Raw genomic sequence first — 20,957 nt, forward strand, 5'->3', positions numbered from 1 at the left:
TTTGGTTGCAATTACTTCGTCAATTCGCTTTGTTCGGGTTGTAAAAATTGATTTTAACACATAGTGGCATTGTTTTTATAGCAATCGGAGTAGAATTAATAATCAAAGGAGATTTAAGAAAAATTATTTTTTTTTCACATAGCTTATGTGGTTTATTTTAAGTGAAACGTCTTTTTTAGGTTTTGTTAAGTTATGTTCCGATAGCTATTGGAACTATGTGTTAAAATAATTATCCTCAAAGATTAATATAATAAATAAAGGCTTCCTTGTATTGGAAGCCTTTATTGTAGCTAATTATTATTAGGTTATTTTTTGATGATTATTTGATTTGTAACACCTTCAGTTGTTTGAACTTTTACTAAGTAAGTTCCAGAAGTTAACGTACTCATATCTATAGTTTCAATCCCTTTTTCAGTTCTTTTAACTTGTGAACCTGTCATATTGTAAATTGTTACGTTTTCAATATTTTGATCTGAATTCGTTATATGCAAGTAGTCTGTTACTGGATTTGGATACAAGATCATTTTTTTAGTTTGAATACTGTTGTTATCAACTCGTAATGTAGTTTTGTATTCGGTGCTTATATAGAATAAGTTTGCTGTGTCACCTTTCGTAATTGTATTGTTTCCAGCTGGAACCGTGATGTTAATTATTCCTGCACTTGCAGTATAGTTAATACCGTTTATTTTTACTTTTCCTGAGAAAGAGCTGTCGAATACTAATGTCAATGTAGTCTCATTAGTTGTTGTGTAAACTATATTTGTGTTTGTTTCTAGTTTTAAACGTGCAGTTAATGTTAAACCAGAATAGGTTACAGATCCTGCTGTAGAATTCATGTTACCTGTTATGTTGTAGAAAGAACTTTCTTTGATAGAAGTTGTAAAGTTGTGTATTTGAGTTCCTGTTCCCGTTCCTGTAGGTAACACTGTTATTTTTCCAGTTAATGTTGCTGGCGTTCCTGAAGCACCAATTGTAGTAGCTGAATAGGATACGTTTGCAGAAGGTGTACCTGAGATAGTGATGGTTCTTGCAGAAGTGTTCTTTGCTACGTTAATTCCAGATGCTGGTAATCCAGTTACGGTTACATCAGTTGCATCGCCTCCCCAAGTTAAAACAATTGATTGAATTGCAGTGTTTTCTGTTACGTCTTGGTTTGTATTATTTGTTGTTGCAATTAATGTTTGACTGCTAGTTGGCGTTGTTTGTTCTCCTTGAATTGCTTTTAATGCAGTTTTATATGTTGTTAATGCATTTTTTAATGGTGTATTTACGGTATATGAAGCGTCATCTACTGCATTATCAAAAGTAAATTTAAAGTCACCACCGTTTACACGACCAGCATATTGCATTACATTAGTTCTTGCATCTTGTGGGCTATCTGGCGTATACGAGTACATTATTGCTACATTTGTATCGAAGTTGTTGTAAACGTTTCCACCAGCACTAGATTTAACTGTTGAAGGCACTTGTTCGTTTCTTGTTAAAGCTACATAGGCATCGAAATCTGTCGTGGAGTTAATTTTACCAGCAATATTGTACAACGGATTTGGATCGGCATATGCTACAAAACGCATTGAGTTAGTTCCGACAGATGCATCTAAGATATTATTAAATGCTTTTATTGATCCACCAGCTTCATTGGAGAAGGTACCTTGGTTAGCGGCATCGTTTGCCTGTTTAACGCTACTCCAAATATCTGTTCCTTGCATAGACGTTAACATAGGATTTTTTGTGTTTCGGAAGTAATTTGCTTCCATAAACAAAGAAGATCCTAAAGTTGCTCCTGATCCATATTTTGAATTACCATCATAATAGTTGTTATAGATATGAGCGGAATAATAGCGTACGCGTGGATGACGTGAGTCAGAATGGTTGTACCAATTGTGGTGATAGGTAACATATCCCGGATTAGCACCTTCGCTTAAGCCTAATAGGTTCGATTTTCCGCTATCCCAAAAGTGATTGTATGAGAAGGTAACGTAATTTGATTTTTTACTATCTAATGCACCATCCCCTTTTATCTGATCGGCATCGCTACCCGCATTTCCGTAAAAGAAATCGCAATTGTGGACCCAAACGTAATCATTGTTTTGTTGGAGACCGATATTATCACCTTCACCACTGTCACAGTTCATCGTACCTAAGTTGCGAATCTCAATATTTGATGCATTTTTGATTCGGATTCCCCATCCGTCAGCAACAGCATCATCACCAATTCCTTCTACGGTAATATATGAAGAGGCTACATTGTTATTTTCGATTACGATATCACCAGCTAGCATATAATCTAAATCTGTTATTTGTCCTATCATACGAATAATTAAAGGGCGCAAGTCTTTGCCTTTTTTATATCCATCTAATATGGATTGCAAGCCTACCGAAGGACTTGGAGTTGCTCCTGTTACTGCTAACGAAACGTTATTTTTAGTATTTTCGGTTATATATACAATAACAGCTCCATTCTTTGGAGTTCCGTCTGCGTTGTACGCACCAGGCACGCGATTGTTTGAGAAAGCAAATCCTGCCCGATCGTGGGCTTTTACAGTGACAGAATTTGTAGTTGATCCACTTCCTTCTGTGCCAGCAATAACTGGTTTTACTTTTATAGTGTAGGAACCTGCTTTGATCCCAGGTATGTCTGCGCGGAAATAGGTTCCGTAGCTGCGAATAAGTTGATTGTCTATTTTTTGATCCGTTATCCCCATACCAGTATAGTACACATTATAACTTTGAGCATTTGCTACAGGTTGCCATTTTACATAGGCTGATTCAAGCCAGCCTGTTGCTTCATTTATTGCAACTTGTTGTGCCCATACTTGAATAGAGGCAAGTGAAATTGTCAAAAAAAGTAAAAGTTTTTTCATAATTCTAGTTTTTCTTAATGGTTGGTTTTTAATAGGTTACTTTGGTTGTTAATTATAGTGCTAAAATGTAATCGATTACACGAATGTATATAAAATTATTTATTTAATAATTATTTTAGATAAAAAATATGTATTACAAAAAAAATTAAGGTTTTATGAGTTGATTGTTCAATGTGGTTTCTTTTGCTTTGTGTTTTTCGGATGTGTTAGTTTTGCTTGTGTGTTGTCTTTTCTTATCTGTTGATTTGGATAAATTATCGACAAAAAAAAACAACTCGATAGGAGTTGTTTTTTTTGTACACTTGTAAAAAAATACTGCTTTTTTATTCTGTTAAATAAAACTTATTGAAGTTTGATTTTGATAATTCGTCTTTCTTTTTATCACAATTGAACGTTTATATAAAAAAAGGTCATTTGAAATTTCAAATGACCTTTTAAATATGTTTAGGCTATTAAGCCTTAAAAATATTGTTTTTATATTTCTATAAACTGAATGAAGCTCCTAAGCTAAAAGTAAATTGATTATTTAAATGATCAAATAATCTATCGTTGTTACCATATTTTGCGATTGGAAATCCTAGTTCAGTAAATACTCCAAAACCTTCTGTAAAGAAATAACGACCACCAACATGACCACCAAAATTTCTTAATCCAAGGCTTAAACCTGGATAAACATCTAGTTTTTCATCAACATTTATAACGCTACCTAAGTTTGCGTTCATTCTAACTTTTGCATCAAAACGATCTTTAAATTCTGGCTTTATTGTTGAACCAAGAATATCATATTGTTTTACGTCTAATAAATAGCTACTTACAACTCCAACAGAGAAATTTTCTCCTAGACCAAAATCTATAGAACCTTGAATACCAGTACCACCATCTTGAATGTTTGCACCGATGTTAACTTTAGTGTCGCCTTTTCCGCTAAATGCTTGTTGTGCTTGGGTTAAACCAAATACTAATAAAAATGCAAGTGTAATAATCTTTTTCATAAAATTGAGGGATTTATTTTTTTGCAAAAATAAGGTTTTATATATCAATTCCTACCTTTTTCGTCAAAATACAATTCGTTTAGCGGATCACTCTGCCAGAATTCTTTACTGTCAATATCTAGTATCGTTAATCTTCCTGTAAAAGCAGCTCCGGTATCAACGTTCCAAACATTAGCTTTTTGTATTGGAACTGTTTCGTGAATTCTAGTAACTGGAGTATGACCAATAAAGATTTCTTTATACAGTTTTAATCTTTTTGGGTAGAGTAGCGAGTCCGTTTCCATATTTGGATCTAAGGCCATAGCCGTTTCCCATAATGTTCTGTCCCAAAAAAAAGATTCGAATGAATATTCATACGTCACACCTCTTAAATTAGTAAAACCGGCATGAATAAATAATCTATTTTCAGAATCTAGGTAATAGCCTTGTAATGATTCTAGGAAAGATACATGTATTTGTTTGTGAGTTTCTGAAATCGACTCGTATGCAAGAACAGTTGATTCACCACCATGATGATGCCATAATTCATTGTCCTTGCCATCTCTCATCCATTGTTGTAGTAAGTCGTCGTGATTACCTCGGATACAAATACAGTTTTGTTTTTGTTTTAGTTCAATTAAAAAATCAATCACTTGTGGCGATTGACTCCAGCCATCAACATAATCACCCAAGAAAATTAAGGTGTCTTTGTTTGTTACAGCAGCTCTTTCGAGTACTTGTTTCAAAGCAATTAAGCCACCGTGTATGTCTCCAATAACGAATGTTCTCATTTTATTATTTTGTAATGTACTTACAAAAATAGGAGAAATTCATTTGGTTTTTGCTTATTCACTTGTTAATCTTTGATATTATGTTTAAAATCTATTACTGTTTGATTTACATTAAAAATTTAACTTAAATAGATAAATATTTATGACCTTTTTATTCTCTATTGTCGGTTTCCTATCTAAATTTGTATTATGTCTGAGGTACCTACATATCGAAAAATTATCCATATTGATATGGATGCATTTTATGCTTCGGTAGAACAAATGGATAATCCAGATTTACGCGGTAAACCTATAGCTGTTGGTGGTTCTGAGAATCGTGGTGTTGTTGCAGCAGCAAGTTATGAAGCCCGTAAATTCGGAGTTCGTAGTGCCATAAGTGGTATGCAAGCAAAACGCAATTGTCCACAACTTATTTTTGTTCGACCCCGTTTTGATCGATATAAAGAGATCTCTAATAAAATTCATAAAATTTTTCATGAATATACTGACTTGGTTGAGCCACTTTCGCTTGACGAAGCCTATCTAGATGTAACAATTAACAAAAAAGGAAATCCAAGTGCGAGCTTATTGGCAGAAGAAATTAGATTGCGAATTTTTAATGAAGTTGGGTTAACCGCTTCAGCAGGAATTTCTGTCAATAAGTTTGTAGCTAAAATTGCGAGTGATTACAATAAACCCAACGGTCAAAAAACAGTAAATCCCGATGAGGTAATTGCTTTTTTGGAAGAGTTGCCAATTCGGAAGTTTTATGGAGTAGGGAAGGTAACTACCGAAAAAATGTATCAGTTGGGTGTTTTTACTGGAACAGATTTGAAGAGTAAAAGCTTAGAGTTTCTAGAGAAGCATTTCGGAAAATCAGGTGCGTTTTATTATCATGTTGTACGTGGTATTCATAATAGCGAAGTGAAATCCAATAGAATTACAAAATCGGTGGCTGCAGAACATACTTTTGATGTCAATCTGTCTTCAGAGATTTTTATGATGGAGCAACTAGAACGAATTGCTAGTTCTTTAGAGAGACGTTTGCAGAAGCACAAGATTTCTGGTAAAACGGTTACTCTTAAAATAAAGTATAGTGATTTTACACAACAAACTCGAAGTAAAACGTTACCTTATTTCATAGCAGATAAAAACTTGATTCTTGAAACCGTACGGGAGCTACTCTATCAAGAGAGAATGAAAGATTCAGTTCGATTACTTGGTATCTCATTAAGCAATCTTAATACCGAAGTTAAGAAAGCAATCGTTGTTCAGCTTAAGTTTAGCTTTTGACTTTGTTAGATAAGTGTTAAGTGTTTCTTTAGTTTTTAAGTTTATTGTAAGGCTCTATAAACTTCAATTTCTTGTGATTTCGTGAACTTCTGAACTTCCTGATTTGGACCTATTTACTGAAACGGGAATGTTAATGATTTACATTCTAATAATATCAATGCCATGAAGTTAAAAATGAAATTGAGAATTTGGCTAGGTCAACAAAGCTTCAATGTTTAAGAATTAGAGCTAATCAAAAAAAATAGATTTTTTAGTGAGAATTTATCAACTTATGTCGTTAAAGGATTTTCGTTAGATGGAGCTTTACAAGTGAGGTAATATTAGGAACCTTATTAAGTAATCTTAATACTGAAGTTTAGCAATTATCCTTGTTGTACCTTAGGTTTAGCTTTTAAATTGCTTAAATTGACGTAAAATCACGAATTTTACTATCATTATAATTGATTTTCAATTTATCTTTGTATAAAATTTAAAATATGTTTAATTTGGATACATATGACGCTGCAATTGCAAAATATCACCGCGATATAAAAAGCAATATTGTCCCTATAATTTCTTGGGACTTTCATAATGTGTCTATAGATGATCTAAAAAATAATTATTCTGATTGGCAAAAAGTGAGTCATATTGCAAATCACTACAATTGGGATAATTCTGAATTTGATGTTTTAGAACGTTTGAAAGAGGAAGTTGTGGTAATCACAGACACGAAATTAAACATCGTTTTTGCTTCTAATCGTATTTTTAATATGACAGGTTACAGAGAGGATGAAGTAGTGGGTAAATCGCCTAAAATGTTTCAAGGTCGAGAGACTTCATCTGTTGTTAAAGAAGAAATTAAATTGGCTATACAATCTCAAGAAGCTTTTGAAAAAACCCTTCTGAATTATAAGAAAAACGGAGAGACCTATTTATGTACAATATGTGGTTTTCCAGTTTTTGATACTAAAGGAAAGTTGATACACTTTATAGCTTTTGAAAAAGCAGCATAATAAAAAAGCCTTTTTGAAATCTTCAAAAAGGCTTTTTTGTATAATTATTTTGAAACGATTAGTCTCTACTATTCAGTTTAGATAATAATCTTAAGAATTCGATATACAACCAAACAAGTGTAATCATTAATCCCATTGCACCATACCATTCCATAAATTTTGGCATTCTTTCTTTAACACCTTCTTCGATTCTATCAAAATCTAAGAAAAGGTTTAAAGCCGCAATAACAATTACAAAAACACTAATACCAATACTCATCATAGAGCTGCCATGATGAACAGGAGTAAAGCTTGTAAACATTGAAACCAACCAAGAGATTAGGTAATAAGTTGCAATTGCCAAAGTAGCAGCCATAACAACTGATTTGAATTGCTCTGTTACTTTAACAATTTTGTATTTATACAAGCCTAAACAAACCATGAAGGTTACAAATGTTGCACCAACGGCTTGTATTACAATTCCTGGATACATTGCCTCAAAAATTGCAGATATTCCACCTATAAACAAACCTTCAAACAAAGCATAGCCTGGAGCTAGGTAAGGAGAAAGTTGCGGTTTGAATGCTGCAACAACAACTAATATTAATCCAACGATAGCACCTCCAATTGTTGGAAGCATAGGGTTGATTCCGTTAAAAGACATCCACCAAGTAATCATTGCAGTTGCTGTAAGTAATAAGAATAAAATAAGCGTTTTATTGATAGTACCAGATAATGTCATTTCATTACCGTAATCGATAATTTTTGCCTGATGAACAGTATCACTTTTTTCGGCAACAGATGTTGGAGAAAAACGTTTACTACTTAAAAACGGGTTGTTTGAGTTGAAAGCCATATTAGATTTTGATTTTAAAACTTTCCAAATATAGCGCATATTTTTGTACTAGTTCTACTCCCTATGGTTTTTTTAACAGTTCACTTGTGTAGTCTTTAACTTATTTTATGAAATGCTATGATAAACAAGTTTGTTTTATAAACGGTGCTTTGAATTCAATGGGTTTGTGTATTGTTTGTTATTACGTATTTGTTATTCTGTTTAGTACTTTTTTTATTTGTTGAATTTACAGAACTGATGAAAAACAAAAAAGCCATCAAATTAAAACTTGATGGTTTGTATTTTTGTATGATATTATTTAGTTCAAAAGATCTAATACTAAAGAAGGGAATAAACCAATAATGATATTTAAAACAATAGAAATTACTGCAACAGCATAAATAATAAATGGAGTTTCAGTACGAACTTCGTTTGGCTCTTTAGTGTACATTGCTAATATTAATTTGAAATAATAGCCAACACTTATGATTGAGTTTACAACAGCAACAATAACTAATGCTAAGTAACCTGCTTGTAATGCTTGATTGAACAAGAATAACTTAGCAAAGAATCCTGCAAAAATTGGAATACCAGCCATAGATAAAAGTGAAGCTGTAAGGATAGCTGCTAATAAAGGATTTGTTTTTCCTAAACCATGAAAATTAGTGATGTCTTCGTTGTCTCTGTTTTTGCAAACATATAAGATAACGCTAAATGCTGCGATACCAGCTAATGCATAGGCAGTAGTGTAATATAAAAGAGTTCCTGCAGAAGTTGCTAAAGTTAATAAAGTCATTAACATGAAACCAGCATGCGAAATACCTGAATAAGCAAGCATACGTTTTACGTTTACTTGACGTAAAGCCATGATATTACCAACAGTCATAGATAACATAGAAACGATTACAATTACGATAACATAACTTTCAGAAAGTTCTGCATTTAGTATTGTTAGTAATTTGTATAAAGTAGCAATAGCAACCACTTTTGCCAAAGTACTCATTAAAGCAGTTGTTAATGCAGGAGAACCTTCATAAACGTCTGGTGCCCAAAAGTGAAAAGGAACAGCTGCAACTTTAAACAACATACCAACAGTTAGTAGAACAATACCAATTGGAAACCAAATAGGCAATTCAGCAGATTGAGATAATTCACTAATTTCAACTACATCAAAACTTCCCATAGCTCCGTAAATCAAACAGATTCCGAATAAGATAATCCCAGATGCAAATGAACCCATTAGGAAATATTTCATTCCAGCTTCATTACTTTTTAATTTCATTCTGTCACTTGCAGCTAAAACGTATAGTGCAATAGATAATACTTCAATTCCTAAAAAGAACATTGCTAAGTTTCCAAAAGAAACCATTGCTACAGCTCCTGCCAATAAGAATATTTTTATAGATACAAAATCAGATATCTTCGTTTGGTGATCTTGGTAGAAATCATGACTCAAAGCCACTAAGAAAATAGTTAATACAATAAACAAAGAAGAGAACGACGTAGAGTATTTACTCACCGCAATCATGTTATTGTAGTAACTCTCAGTTAAACCAAATTCTGAATAGTTTATTGCCAAAACGCCTAATAAGCCAACTATTGTTACTGGAATAATGGCTTTTCTTAAATTAAGAATTTCAAACAGTAGGCAAAAAACACCCAATCCTATGATAGCTATTAATGTATTCATTTTTGTTTTTTTGATATAGGAAATCAAAAACTAATGATGCCCTAATTTATTTTATTTAAAAATATGTTATTTATTCTTTAGTCGCTTAACTTTTCTTATCACAGATTGAGTCCGTAATAAAAAGGATAATACTAATGTCTTAATTTCTATTTATAACTTTTAAAATGACTTCTAAACTTGGAGAAATTAAATCTGTAATTGGTTTTGGATATAATCCAAAGAACAATAAAACAGCAATAATAGCTACAAGTGAAATTCCTTCGTTGATAGTTACATCCGCAAATGGTTTAGTGTTTGTTTCACCTAACATTACATTTTGGAACATTTTAAGCATATAGTAAGCTCCTAAAATAATCGTAGTTCCACCTAAAACGGCAAACCAAATGTTTATTTGAGAAAGGCTATATAAAACGGTGAATTCTCCAACAAAGTTAAAAGTAGATGGTAATGAAACTGAAGCCAATACCAAAATTAAGAACATTGAAGTGAACTTTGGAGATTGGTAACGGATTCCGCCCAATTCTGCAATAGCTCTAGTTTCGTATCTTCTAAAGATAATTTCGGCAGCTAAGAATAAACCAACTACAACAAAACCGTGAGCGATCATTTGTAAAACAGATCCGCTTAAACCATCAGCAGTTAGTGTATAAGTACCAGCTGCAATTAACCCAACGTGAGCTAATGAAGAATATGCAAGTAATTTTTTTAAGTCTTTTTGTCTCAAAGCGACAATAGAACCATAAATAACACCAGCTATACCTAATCCAATAAATACAGACATGTATTCTTTAGCAGGAAGTGGAGCTATTGGCAACTGCCAACGAATGATACTGTAAAGTCCCATTTTTAGCATGATACCAGATAAAAGCATAGTTCCTGCAGTAGGTGCTTTTTGGTATACACTTGCTTGCCAAGTATGGAAAGGTATAAGAGGAATTTTAATAGCATACGCTAAGAAGAAAGCCAAGAATATCCAAAATTGTTCTGTAGCAGTCAAATCTAATTCGTATAAATCAGTCAATAAGAAGCTACCTGCTTTTGTGTACATGTAAACAAATGCTACAAGCATAAATAATGAACCAGCAAGAGTGTAGATAAAGAATTTAACCACTGCTTTTCTGCGTTCTTCAGTATCACCATTACCCCAAATTAATGCGATAAAGTAAATAGGGATTAAAGATAATTCCCAGAAGATATAATACAACAAACCATCTGCAGCAAGGAAAGTACCTACCATTGCAAATGCCATGAATAAGATTAAGGCATAGAATCCTTTTGCATTTGGATATGAATTACCAAATGAAGAGAAAATGATTATTGGCGTTAGAGCAGTTGTTAGTAATAACATTGCAATTGCCAATCCATCAGCATTTAATACAAATGAAATTTTTGGCTGATTAATCCATTGGGTCATGAAGCTAATGCTTTCGCCAAGATTATAATGATTTAATAATACAATCGAACAACCTAAAGCTGCCAAGCTAAAGAACAAGGCTACTTTTGAAGCTAGTTTATCACCCACAAAATAAGTGACAAAAGCACCAATTAAAAGTATAATTAATATAAGAGAAACGTTCATAGTTATTAAATTATTAAGCTAAAAATATATAAGAAATAATGGCACACATACCCAAAACAAAAGCGAATAAATACAATCCGATACTTCCATTTTGCAATCTTCTACCTTGATAACTTATCTCGTTGGTTACTTTTCCTAATCCGAAAACAAGTGCAGAAAGACTTGTTTCAACATTGTCTCTAAAGAATTTTGATAATCCATTTATAGAGCGTACAAATAGAAAGTCGTATAATTCATCAACATAATATTTGTTGTATAGTACTTTTGTAACACCTGTTATAGACTCATCTTCACCAGGAACATTGTTTTGTTTGATGTATTTTAAGTAAGCAATAAAAATACCTATTAATCCACCAAGAACAGCAACACCCATTAAAGTGTATTCTGTAGTTCCTAAATGATGTGCTTCGCCAGCTACTTTTGTAAAAAGTGGTGCTAGGTACCCATTCAACCAGCTATTTCCAGGTAAACTAATCAATCCGCCAAAAGTAGCTAGGATTGCTAAAATGATTAATGGAAAAGTAATTAAAGCTGGACTTTCATGTAAATGACTTTTTTGGTGTTCCGTTCCTCTAAAATCTTCAAAGAAAGTTAAGAACATCAATCTAAACATATAAAAAGCAGTCATGATCGAAGCAACAGATGCAACGACATAAAGCGGAATGTTATGATGAAATGCAGTCAATAATATTTCGTCTTTCGAGAAGAATCCAGAAAATAATGGAACTCCCGATATTGCCAATGAAGAAACAAGCATTGTTATAAAAGTAATTGGCATTGCTTTACGCAATCCACCCATTTTGCGCATGTCTTGTTCACCATGTAAAGCGTGAATTACAGAACCTGAACCCAAGAATAAACAAGCTTTAAAGAAAGCGTGAGTTATTACGTGAAAAACAGCTACTTCGTAAGCACCTAATCCTAATGCTAAAAACATTAATCCTAATTGCGAAACAGTAGAGTAAGCCAATACTTTTTTAATATCATTTTGAACCAAACCAATTGTTGCAGCAACTAATGAAGTTATTGCTCCAATAATAGCAATTACGCTTTGAACGTCTGGAGTTAAATCAAATACAAAGTTTAATCTAGTAATCATGAAGATACCAGCAGTTACCATTGTAGCAGCGTGAATTAATGCCGAAACTGGAGTTGGTCCAGCCATCGCATCAGGCAACCATGTGTATAAAGGAATTTGAGCTGATTTACCACAAGCACCAATGAACAAACAAAAAGCAGCTGCAGATAGCATATAGATATTTAAATCAGTTGCACTAGCAATAGCCGTTTTTAAAGTTGCATAATCCAAAGTAGAGAACATAGTACCGATGATGAAAATACCAACAAGTAATCCTAAATCTCCAATTCTGTTCATGATAAAAGCCTTTTTAGCAGCATCATTGTAGTCTTGGTTTTTATACCAGAATCCAATTAGTAAGTAAGAACAAAGTCCTACACCTTCCCAACCAATGAATAATACTAATAAGTTACTTCCAACAACTAGCGTAATCATGAAAAATACAAACAGGTTTAAGTAAGCAAAAAACTGGTGCATTTTCTCATCATCATGCATATAGCTGATAGAGTATAAGTGAATCAAAGAACCAATACCAGTTACAAATAGTAACCAAAGTAATGACAGTTGATCTAATAAGAAACCTAAATCAACATGAAAGTTGCTTATCTGAATCCAGTCAAATAAACTAATGCTAATAGGTTGTTGAGTTTGATTTATTTGAAGGAAAAAATAAATAGAAACAGCAAATGAAACCACTACAGAAAGTGTTCCTATAGCGCCAGAAACTGTCTTTCCAAAACTTTTTCCAAAGAAAACATTGATTAAAAATCCTAAAAAAGGAGCTAATACTAAAACTAAAGCTAAATTGGTATCCATTGCCATTTATCCTTTTAAATTTTTTAAATTATCGATACTAATTGAATGTATGTTTCTAAATATCGATACTAAAATTGCCAATCCAACTGCTACTTCAGCAGCAGCAACTGCCATCGAGAAAAATACGAATACTTGTCCTTGTGCATCTTGGTGATACGTAGAGAAAGCAACAAATAATAAGTTTACTGCATTAAGCATGATTTCAATAGACATAAAAACGATAATCGCATTACGTCTGTATAAAACACCAAATATACCTACACAAAAAAGGACTACACTTAAAAATATGTAGTTTTCGATACCTATTTGATTTAAAATATTATTCATTATTTTTCGATTTTTTCTTTTTTAGACAATAACACCGCTCCAATCATGGCAACTAAAAGTAAAATAGAAGCAAATTCAAATGGAACCATATATTCGTTCAATAGTATTTTACCCAATACTTTTATCGATTGGAAATCTTCTCCAGTCGAATCGTATTCTCCAACAATTGGTTTTGAGTTAATAAATATTGCAATTAATACAACACAAATTAAACAGAAAGAAACAATTGCTCCTAGACGCGTAATTCTAGGTTTGTGTACTTCGTTTTTCTCGTTCAGGTTCATCAACATTATCGTAAACAGGAACAAGATCATTATGGCTCCAGAATAGACTATAATGTGAACTATTGCTAGAAACTGAGCATTTAATAATAAGTAATGACCCGCAATCGAAAAAAAGCAAATCACTAAATAAATAGCACTATGAATAGGAGTACGACTAAAAACAGTTAAGAATGCGGTAATCACTGTAATGAAAGCTAAAATACAAAAAGTAATTTGTATTGCATTTGCATTAGCAAAATCAGGTATATGTATCATTAATTAGCGTTTTTAAGTTGAGCGTTTTTCATAGCCATTTCTAGTGGCATCACTAATTTGTCTTTTCCAAAAATAAAATCTTCTCTGTTGTAGCTAGAAGGAACCAATACTTTAGAAGTAGTTAGGTAAATTGCATCTTTAGGACAAGCCTCTTCACACAATCCACAGAAAATACAACGCAACATATTAATTTCATATATCGAAGCATATTTTTCTTCTCTGTACAAATGTTTTTCATCTGGTTTGCGCTCTTCCGCTTTCATAGTGATAGCTTCTGCAGGACAAGATAAAGCACATAATCCACAAGCAGTACAGTTTTCACGACCTTGCTCATCACGTTTTAGCATGTGCTGTCCACGGTAAACATCACTACGCTCACGAACTTGTTCTGGGTAATGAATTGTCGGTTTACGTTTGAAAAGATGTTTGATTGTAATGAACAACCCTTTAGCAATCGCTACAAGATACAATCGCTCAAGAAAAGTCATCTCTTTATTTGAGACTACCTTTTTTCTACCCGATAATGATATAGTTTCTATTGACATTTTAATTTATCATTTACGATTTTGATTCCAAAACCAAATTCAAAAATTTATTTCTTTTATTTTTTATCTGAAGCTAATCCTGCTATCCGTTACAATCTTTACTGTTTTGAAATAAAACATTAAAGGATTTTCACTTCTATCAGGGCTAGGTGTTTTCGTTTATTAAAACCCTAAATAAGCTGCAATTTCACCTCTTAATATTACAACACCTGTAATCATAATATTGATGATAGCAAGCGGAATTAATATCCTCCATCCTAAATGCATCAATTGGTCATATCTGAATCTTGGCACAGTCCAACGAACCCACATATAGAAAAATATGAAAAAGCATATTTTAGCAAATAAAACAACCATTCCTAGAACGTTTGCTGGATTAACTCCTACATTCTGTACCATCCATTCCATTCCAGGATAGTTATATCCTCCAAAGAACAATACTGAGATTATAGTAGCAGAGATAAACATGTTAGCATATTCAGCAAACAAATAGAATCCCATTTTCATCGACGAATATTCCATGTGGTATCCACCAATTAATTCGTTTTCACATTCCGCTAAATCAAAAGGAGTTCTGTTAGTTTCAGCAAAAGAACAGATAAGGAAAATTAAGAAAGATAAAGGTTGGTAAAAAACGTTCCAGTTCATCCCCTCTTGTTGCATAGAGATTTCTCTCAAACTTAAGGTTCCAGTCATCATTAACAATGCGATCATAGACAATCCCATTGCAACTTCATACGAAACCATTTGCGAAGCAGCACGAACAGCTCCCATCAAAGAGAATTTACTGTTAGATGCCCATCCACCAATCATGATTCCATAAACTCCAACAGAAACAACCCCGAAGAAGTATAATAAACCAATGTTAATATCAGTAGCTTGTAATAAAATATCTCTTCCGAACAAGTGTAATTTGTCTCCCCAAGGAATAACAGCACTTGTCATTAAAGCAGTACTCATTGCTATTGCTGGACCTACAACAAATAAAAATTTATTTGGAGTATTCGGGAAAAATTCTTCTTTAGAGAATAATTTCATACCATCAGCAAGCGGTTGTAATAATCCACCCCAACCTGCACGGTTAGGTCCAACACGGTCTTGTAAATAAGCAGCAACTTTACGTTCAGCCCAAGTAGAATACATCGCCATAAGCATGGTTACAGCAAATACCACAAGAATTACAACACTTTTTTCTATAATAAATGTACTATCCATTTCTAAGATATTTTGTCGTTATTGGTTAATGGAATTTGTGCCATACTAATTTTTTTACGGTCTTGCTCTCTACCTAAAAGAATAATATCTTCAGTAGCAATTTCTACTTTTTCTAATTTACGAGTGTAGTTGTTTTGATTGATAACAGAATCTTTTTCAAATTCTCTTGGTCCTTCAATAGTCCAATCTGCAACGTTTTTGTGGTCAAAACGACAACTGTTACAAATAAACTCTTCAACTTCATGGTAAATGTCTTTACGACCCGTAACACGTTGTATTTCGCCACCAAACATCCAAACGGTAGTTTTTCCACAACATCCAGGAGTAGTACACTCTCTGTGCGCATTGAAAGGCTTGTTAAACCAAACTCTTGATTTAAATCGGAATGTTTTATCTGTTAAAGCTCCAACTGGACATACATCAATCATATTTCCAGAAAACTCATTATCGATTGCTTTAGAGATACCAGTCGAAATATTAGCGTGATCTCCACGATCTAATACACCGTGAACTCTATTGTCTGTTAATTGATCTGCAACTTGAACACATCTTTGGCATAAGATACAACGGTTCATGTGTAATTGAATATGCGGACCGATATCTTCTGGCTCAAAAGTTCTTTTCTCTTCAATAAAACGGGATTTTGGATTTCCGTGTTCGAAGCTTAAGTTCTGTAAGTCACATTCACCAGCTTGATCACAAATAGGGCAATCTAAAGGGTGATTAATCAATAAAAATTCTGTTACTGATTTACGTGCTTCAGTTACTCTATCAGAAGATTTACTGTTTACTTCCATACCATCCATACATCCTGTTACACAAGATGCCATTAGTTTTGGCATTGGTCTTGGATCAGCTTCACTACCTTTAGCTACTTCAACTAAACAACAACGGCATTTTCCACCGCTCCCTTTTAATTTTGAGTAATAGCACATGGCTGGCGGTACTAAATCTCCACCAATCATACGTGCAGCCTGTAGGATTGTTGTTCCTGGCTCTACGTCTATACTTTGACCGTCTATGGTTACTTTCATCTCTTTATTTTGTTTTTTTAGTTTCAAGTCTAAAATTTCAAGCTGTACAACTCGAAACTAAAAAAACTTGAAACCTGAAACTTTTTATATTATTACTTTACCGCCTACTAAGTGTTTCACTTGTGAAAAAGGTTCGGCAACAAAATGCTCTCTGTTTTTTATTTTTTCTGGAAAACGAACGTGGTATTCAAATTCATCTCTAAAGTGACGAATAGCTGCTGCTACTGGCCAAGATGCTGCATCTCCAAGTGGGCAAATCGTATTTCCTTCGATTTTACTCTGAATGCTCCATAATAATTCGATATCCTCTTCACGGCCTTGACCGTTCTCGATTCTCCATAATATTTTTTCTAACCATCCTGTACCTTCACGACAAGGAGTACATTGTCCACAAGATTCATGGTGGTAGAAACGGGCAAAATTCCATGTGTTTCTTACAATACATGCAGTGTCGTTATAAACGATAAACCCTCCAGAACCCAACATAGATCCAGTAGCAAAACCACCATCACTTAAAGATTCGTAAGACATTAAACGATCTTCACCATTTGCAGTTTTGAAAATCAATTCAGCTGGTAAAATTGGCACAGAAGAACCTCCAGGAACAAACGCTTTCAAAGGTCTGCTAGAAGACATTCCGCCTAAGTATTCATCAGAATTCATGAATTCGTCAACACTTAAACCTAGTTCAATTTCATAAACTCCAGGATTTTTAACGTGTCCAGAAGCTGAGATTAATTTAGTTCCAGTAGAACGACCGATACCGATTTTGGCATAATCATCACCAGAGTTGTTGATAATCCATGGCACAGTAGCAATAGTTTCAACATTGTTTACAACTGTTGGATTTGCCCAAAGACCAGAAACAGCAGGGAATGGCGGTTTGATACGCGGATTTCCTCTTTTTCCTTCTAATGATTCTATAAGTGCAGTTTCTTCTCCACAAATATAAGCACCAGCTCCACAGTGTACGTGTAGTTCTAGATCATATCCTGATCCAAGTATATTTTTCCCCAAAAATCCAGCAGCTTTCGCTTCGGCAATGGCTCTTTCTAATATTTTGAAAACCCACATATATTCTCCACGAATATAGATATATGATAGGTTAGCACCTAAGGCAAAACTTGAAGTAATCATTCCTTCAATCAATAAGTGAGGAATAAATTCCATCAAATAACGATCTTTAAAAGTACCTGGCTCAGATTCGTCGGCATTGCAAACTAAATGTCTTGGTTTTCCTGATTTTTTATCAATAAAACTCCATTTCATTCCCGCTGGGAAACCTGCTCCACCACGACCACGAAGGCCTGATTTCTTTACCTCTTCAACAACTTCGTCTGGTGTAAGCGTTTTAATTGCTTTTTCTACAGATGCATAACCACCATTCTTGCGGTACACTTCGTAGGTTTTAATACCAGGAATATTGATTTTATCTAATAATATTTTTTGTGACATATTATTTATCGTGTAATATTATTTTATCATTTTTACAATCAGCGATTAACTGATCGATTTTTTCTTCGGTAAGTTTTTCTTTGTAGAAATCACCTAATTGCATCATTGGAGCGTATCCACAAGCACCTAGACATTCTACACCAGCAATACTGAACATACCGTCAGGAGTTGTTTCTCCCATTTTGATACCCAATTTCTCAGATGTATAATCCATTAAATTTTCGGCACCACTCAAACAACAACAAGAAGTTTGGCAAAATTCAAACATGTATTTACCCATTGGTTTTTGGTTGTACATGGTGTAAAAAGTTACTACCTCATAAACCTCAATTGGTTTTATATGTAAGATTTCGGCAACCTTGTCCTGAAGTTCAATACTCAACCAATTTTCATGGGCATCTTGTACTTCGTGTAAAACAGGCAATAAAGCCGATTTTCTTTTGTCTTCAGGATAATGACTGATTAGTTCATTGATGCGGTTCATCAATGCTTCGGTCATATTTATTTCTTGTTTGTAATGTGTTCTTTCCATTTTATTTTAAATCTGAAATCAAAAATCGTTATTCTACAATCTGAAATCTTTTAAGCATCTAACTCTCCAGCGATAACATTTAAACTTGATAATATTACAATGGCATCTGATAGCATTGCTCCTTTAATCATTTCAGGAAACGCTTGGTAATATATAAAACAAGGTCTTCTGAAGTGTAATCTGTATGGAGTCCTACTTCCGTCGGTTACTAGGTAAAAACCTAATTCACCATTTCCACCTTCAACAGGATGGTATATTTCTGCAACTGGTACAGGAACTTCTCCCATAACAATCTTAAAGTGATATATTAGTGATTCCATGTTGGTGTATACATCTTCTTTTGGAGGAAGGTAGTAATCTGGAACTTCGGCATGGTACACATTTCCTTCTGGCATTTTTTCTAATGCTTGACGGATGATGCTTAAACTTTCCCAAACTTCAGCATTACGAACGCAAAAACGATCGTAAGTATCTCCTGATTTTCCAACAGGAACTATAAAATCAAAATCTTCGTATGAAGAGTATGGCTGTGCAACACGCACATCATAATCAACACCTGCAGCACGTAAATTTGGTCCGGTAAAACCGTAAGCCATTGCTTGCTCAGCAGATATAGCTCCAACATTTACAGTTCTGTCAATGAAAATTCTGTTTCTTTCAAATAAGTTTTCGAATTCTTTCCAAGCAACCGGAAATTCTTCTAAAAAGACATCTAGTTTTCTGAAAGCTTCTGCAGACCAGTCTCTTTCAAAACCACCAATACGTCCCATGTTTGTAGTTAAACGAGCACCACAAATTTCTTCGTAAATTTCGTATACTTTTTCTCTAAATTGAAATACATAAAGGAAACCTGTGTAGGCACCTGTATCTACACCTAGAATTGAATTACAGATAATATGATCTGTGATTCTAGCCAATTCCATAACGATAACTCTTAAGTATTGAACACGTTTAGGTACTTCAATATCCAAAAGCTTTTCTAGAGTCATCCACCATCCCATATTGTTGATAGGAGAGGAGCAATAGTTCATTCGGTCTGTAAGAGGTGTAATTTGATAAAACGGACGATTTTCGGCAATTTTTTCGAAAGCTCTGTGGATGTAACCAATAGTTGGCTCAGCATCGATAATTTTCTCACCGTCCATCAACAAGACATTTTGAAAAATACCGTGTGTAGCTGGGTGTGTTGGTCCAAGATTCAGAACAGAAAGTTCACTACCATCGTCGTTTAGTTTCTGTTCAATTATTTTAGCATAGCGATGCTCTGGGGATAATAATAGTTCTGACATTTATTTAATGTGAAAAATTATATGATTTTGTCTTAGCAATTTGTGATTGTTCTTCCAAAGAACCTATCGTCTTTATCTGTTCTTCCGCTGTCTTCCATAGGGAATTCTTTACGCATCGGAAATGATATCATCTCATCCATATTTAAAATACGTTTCAATTGTGGATGTCCAATGAAGTTTACACCGTAAAAATCATAGGTTTCTCTTTCCATCCAGTTTGAACTTAAGAAGATATTAGATATTGTTTTTATCTCTGGTTTTTCGCCATTGATAAAAACTTTTAATTTAATTCTTTTGTTTTCATACCAGTTGTGCAAGTGATATACTATTGCAAATTGGCTGTCAACAGGATTGTCTGGGTAGTGTACACCGCATAAATCAGTTAAAAATTGAAAACGCAATATTGGATCGTTTTTCAAAAAAAGAATTACAGCTGTTATTTTATCAGAAGCAACTTCTAATGAAAAAATGTCTCTATCTTGATTGAAATTGAATACATCTTCTCCAAATGTTTCAATTAATTTATCTTGAATTTCTATTGTCTCTAAAGCCATTTTTATTTATTGAATGTTATATGAAGCCAATAATTCTTGGTATTCAGGAGAACTACGTCTTCTTACAGACTCGCTCTTTACTAATTCTTGTAATTTTAGTACGCCATCAAGGATTTGTTCTGGTCTAGGTGGGCAACCAGGAACGTAAACATCTACTGGTATAATTTTATCAATTCCTTGAAGAACTGAATACGTGTCAAAAATACCCCCAGACGATGCACAAGCACCTACAGCAATAACCCAACGAGGCTCAGCCATTTGTTCGTAAACTTCACGTAAAATAGGACCCATTTTTTTAGAAATTGTTCCCATTACTAATAACATATCAGCTTGGCGAGGAGAAAAACTCACACGTTCAGAACCAAATCGTGCTATGTCATAATGTGAAGCCATTGTAGCCATGAATTCGATACCACAACAAGAAGTTGCAAATGGTAAAGGCCATAATGAATTGGCTCTTGCTAAACCTACAACATCGTTAAGTTTTGTAGCAAAAAAGCCTTCTCCTGTGACTCCTTCTGGCGGGGCTGCCATGTTTATCTTTGAATCGCTCATTTTTTATTTTAGATTTCTGATTTCTGTTTTTAGATTTTTGAAACC

19 protein-coding genes are annotated in these 20,957 nt (G+C 33.8%); 2 read left to right on the top strand and 17 right to left on the bottom strand.

The window, feature by feature from the left end; genetic code table 11:
• Positions 1-305 precede the first annotated feature (305 nt).
• The 3 genes from QWY99_RS21225 to QWY99_RS21235 form a co-directional block, all read right to left on the bottom strand.
• Positions 306-2,864, bottom strand: a complete 2,559-nt coding sequence (locus QWY99_RS21225) for a pectate lyase family protein (RefSeq protein WP_290267837.1) — start codon at positions 2,862-2,864, stop codon at positions 306-308.
• 482 nt (positions 2,865-3,346) lie between these two features.
• On the bottom strand, positions 3,347-3,856 hold the full coding sequence (locus tag QWY99_RS21230; protein ID WP_290267839.1) for a DUF6646 family protein: 510 nt from the start codon (positions 3,854-3,856) through the stop codon (positions 3,347-3,349).
• 44 nt (positions 3,857-3,900) lie between these two features.
• Positions 3,901-4,626: a metallophosphoesterase family protein gene (locus QWY99_RS21235; RefSeq protein ID WP_290267841.1), complete on the bottom strand. Its 726-nt coding sequence runs from the start codon at positions 4,624-4,626 to the stop codon at positions 3,901-3,903.
• Between the two features lie 189 nt (positions 4,627-4,815).
• On the opposite strand from QWY99_RS21235, the gene dinB reads away from it, so the two are divergent.
• On the top strand, positions 4,816-5,898 hold the full coding sequence (gene dinB / locus QWY99_RS21240; RefSeq protein ID WP_290267844.1) for a DNA polymerase IV: 1,083 nt from the start codon (positions 4,816-4,818) through the stop codon (positions 5,896-5,898).
• 476 nt (positions 5,899-6,374) lie between these two features.
• Positions 6,375-6,890: a PAS domain-containing protein gene (locus tag QWY99_RS21245; RefSeq protein ID WP_290267846.1), complete on the top strand. Its 516-nt coding sequence runs from the start codon at positions 6,375-6,377 to the stop codon at positions 6,888-6,890.
• 58 nt (positions 6,891-6,948) lie between these two features.
• On the opposite strand, the gene QWY99_RS21250 is transcribed toward QWY99_RS21245, so the two are convergent.
• The 14 genes from QWY99_RS21250 to QWY99_RS21315 form a co-directional block, all read right to left on the bottom strand.
• Positions 6,949-7,725 (bottom strand): Bax inhibitor-1/YccA family protein, encoded by a 777-nt coding sequence (locus QWY99_RS21250; RefSeq protein WP_290267848.1) that lies wholly within the window; start codon positions 7,723-7,725, stop codon positions 6,949-6,951.
• A gap of 298 nt (positions 7,726-8,023) precedes the next feature.
• Entirely contained in the window at positions 8,024-9,394 is a 1,371-nt protein-coding gene (locus QWY99_RS21255; protein WP_290267850.1) for an NADH-quinone oxidoreductase subunit N, read from the bottom strand.
• A gap of 139 nt (positions 9,395-9,533) precedes the next feature.
• The gene (locus QWY99_RS21260) at positions 9,534-10,973 is read right to left on the bottom strand and encodes a complex I subunit 4 family protein (RefSeq protein ID WP_290267852.1); all 1,440 of its coding nucleotides are present in this window, start codon (positions 10,971-10,973) and stop codon (positions 9,534-9,536) included.
• A 13-nt stretch (positions 10,974-10,986) separates the two neighbouring features.
• Entirely contained in the window at positions 10,987-12,867 is a 1,881-nt protein-coding gene (nuoL, locus tag QWY99_RS21265; protein WP_290267854.1) for an NADH-quinone oxidoreductase subunit L, read from the bottom strand.
• Positions 12,868-12,873: 6 nt separating this feature from the next.
• The gene (gene nuoK, locus QWY99_RS21270; RefSeq protein WP_035618229.1) at positions 12,874-13,194 is read right to left on the bottom strand and encodes an NADH-quinone oxidoreductase subunit NuoK; all 321 of its coding nucleotides are present in this window, start codon (positions 13,192-13,194) and stop codon (positions 12,874-12,876) included.
• On the bottom strand, positions 13,194-13,733 hold the full coding sequence (locus QWY99_RS21275; protein ID WP_290267857.1) for an NADH-quinone oxidoreductase subunit J family protein: 540 nt from the start codon (positions 13,731-13,733) through the stop codon (positions 13,194-13,196). Before QWY99_RS21275 ends, nuoK begins: the two co-directional genes overlap by 1 nt.
• Positions 13,733-14,278 carry a NuoI/complex I 23 kDa subunit family protein gene (locus tag QWY99_RS21280; protein ID WP_290267859.1) on the bottom strand — a complete coding sequence of 182 codons (546 nt, stop codon included), beginning with the start codon at positions 14,276-14,278 and terminating at the stop codon, positions 13,733-13,735. The genes QWY99_RS21275 and QWY99_RS21280 overlap by 1 nt, the downstream gene beginning before the upstream one ends.
• A 162-nt stretch (positions 14,279-14,440) precedes the next feature.
• Positions 14,441-15,493, bottom strand: a complete 1,053-nt coding sequence (gene nuoH / locus QWY99_RS21285; protein WP_290267860.1) for an NADH-quinone oxidoreductase subunit NuoH — start codon at positions 15,491-15,493, stop codon at positions 14,441-14,443.
• A gap of 2 nt (positions 15,494-15,495) precedes the next feature.
• Positions 15,496-16,527 (bottom strand): NADH-quinone oxidoreductase subunit G, encoded by a 1,032-nt coding sequence (locus QWY99_RS21290; protein ID WP_290267862.1) that lies wholly within the window; start codon positions 16,525-16,527, stop codon positions 15,496-15,498.
• Positions 16,528-16,611: 84 nt separating this feature from the next.
• Positions 16,612-17,982 (bottom strand): NADH-quinone oxidoreductase subunit NuoF, encoded by a 1,371-nt coding sequence (nuoF, locus tag QWY99_RS21295; protein WP_290267863.1) that lies wholly within the window; start codon positions 17,980-17,982, stop codon positions 16,612-16,614.
• A gap of 1 nt (position 17,983) precedes the next feature.
• A complete protein-coding gene (locus QWY99_RS21300) occupies positions 17,984-18,514 on the bottom strand; it encodes a complex I 24 kDa subunit family protein (RefSeq protein ID WP_290267864.1) in 531 nt (176 codons plus the stop codon).
• 50 nt (positions 18,515-18,564) lie between these two features.
• Complete coding sequence (locus tag QWY99_RS21305; protein WP_290267865.1) at positions 18,565-19,803, bottom strand: NADH-quinone oxidoreductase subunit D; 1,239 nt, start codon at positions 19,801-19,803, stop codon at positions 18,565-18,567.
• Between the two features lie 32 nt (positions 19,804-19,835).
• Positions 19,836-20,357, bottom strand: coding sequence for an NADH-quinone oxidoreductase subunit C (locus QWY99_RS21310; protein ID WP_290267866.1), 522 nt, complete (start codon positions 20,355-20,357; stop codon positions 19,836-19,838).
• 6 nt (positions 20,358-20,363) lie between these two features.
• The gene (locus QWY99_RS21315) at positions 20,364-20,912 is read right to left on the bottom strand and encodes an NADH-quinone oxidoreductase subunit B (protein ID WP_230605621.1); all 549 of its coding nucleotides are present in this window, start codon (positions 20,910-20,912) and stop codon (positions 20,364-20,366) included.
• Positions 20,913-20,957: the final 45 nt, after the last annotated feature.

The sequence above is a fragment of the Flavobacterium branchiarum genome (assembly GCF_030409845.1).
GTDB classification, from domain to species: Bacteria; Bacteroidota; Bacteroidia; order Flavobacteriales; family Flavobacteriaceae; genus Flavobacterium; species Flavobacterium branchiarum.

Coding starts and splice junctions, on each gene's coding strand:
- QWY99_RS21315 (WP_230605621.1), bottom strand. CDS start 20,912: ATGAGCGATTCAAAGATAAACATGGCAGCCCCGCCAGAAGGAGTCACA.
- QWY99_RS21225 (WP_290267837.1), bottom strand. CDS start 2,864: ATGAAAAAACTTTTACTTTTTTTGACAATTTCACTTGCCTCTATTCAA.
- QWY99_RS21305 (WP_290267865.1), bottom strand. CDS start 19,803: ATGTCAGAACTATTATTATCCCCAGAGCATCGCTATGCTAAAATAATT.
- QWY99_RS21275 (WP_290267857.1), bottom strand. CDS start 13,733: ATGATACATATACCTGATTTTGCTAATGCAAATGCAATACAAATTACT.
- QWY99_RS21280 (WP_290267859.1), bottom strand. CDS start 14,278: ATGTCAATAGAAACTATATCATTATCGGGTAGAAAAAAGGTAGTCTCA.
- QWY99_RS21245 (WP_290267846.1), top strand. CDS start 6,375: ATGTTTAATTTGGATACATATGACGCTGCAATTGCAAAATATCACCGC.
- dinB (WP_290267844.1), top strand. CDS start 4,816: ATGTCTGAGGTACCTACATATCGAAAAATTATCCATATTGATATGGAT.
- QWY99_RS21300 (WP_290267864.1), bottom strand. CDS start 18,514: ATGGAAAGAACACATTACAAACAAGAAATAAATATGACCGAAGCATTG.
- QWY99_RS21290 (WP_290267862.1), bottom strand. CDS start 16,527: ATGAAAGTAACCATAGACGGTCAAAGTATAGACGTAGAGCCAGGAACA.
- QWY99_RS21230 (WP_290267839.1), bottom strand. CDS start 3,856: ATGAAAAAGATTATTACACTTGCATTTTTATTAGTATTTGGTTTAACC.
- nuoK (WP_035618229.1), bottom strand. CDS start 13,194: ATGAATAATATTTTAAATCAAATAGGTATCGAAAACTACATATTTTTA.
- QWY99_RS21250 (WP_290267848.1), bottom strand. CDS start 7,725: ATGGCTTTCAACTCAAACAACCCGTTTTTAAGTAGTAAACGTTTTTCT.
- nuoH (WP_290267860.1), bottom strand. CDS start 15,493: ATGGATAGTACATTTATTATAGAAAAAAGTGTTGTAATTCTTGTGGTA.
- nuoF (WP_290267863.1), bottom strand. CDS start 17,982: ATGTCACAAAAAATATTATTAGATAAAATCAATATTCCTGGTATTAAA.
- QWY99_RS21235 (WP_290267841.1), bottom strand. CDS start 4,626: ATGAGAACATTCGTTATTGGAGACATACACGGTGGCTTAATTGCTTTG.
- QWY99_RS21310 (WP_290267866.1), bottom strand. CDS start 20,357: ATGGCTTTAGAGACAATAGAAATTCAAGATAAATTAATTGAAACATTT.
- nuoL (WP_290267854.1), bottom strand. CDS start 12,867: ATGGATACCAATTTAGCTTTAGTTTTAGTATTAGCTCCTTTTTTAGGA.
- QWY99_RS21255 (WP_290267850.1), bottom strand. CDS start 9,394: ATGAATACATTAATAGCTATCATAGGATTGGGTGTTTTTTGCCTACTG.
- QWY99_RS21260 (WP_290267852.1), bottom strand. CDS start 10,973: ATGAACGTTTCTCTTATATTAATTATACTTTTAATTGGTGCTTTTGTC.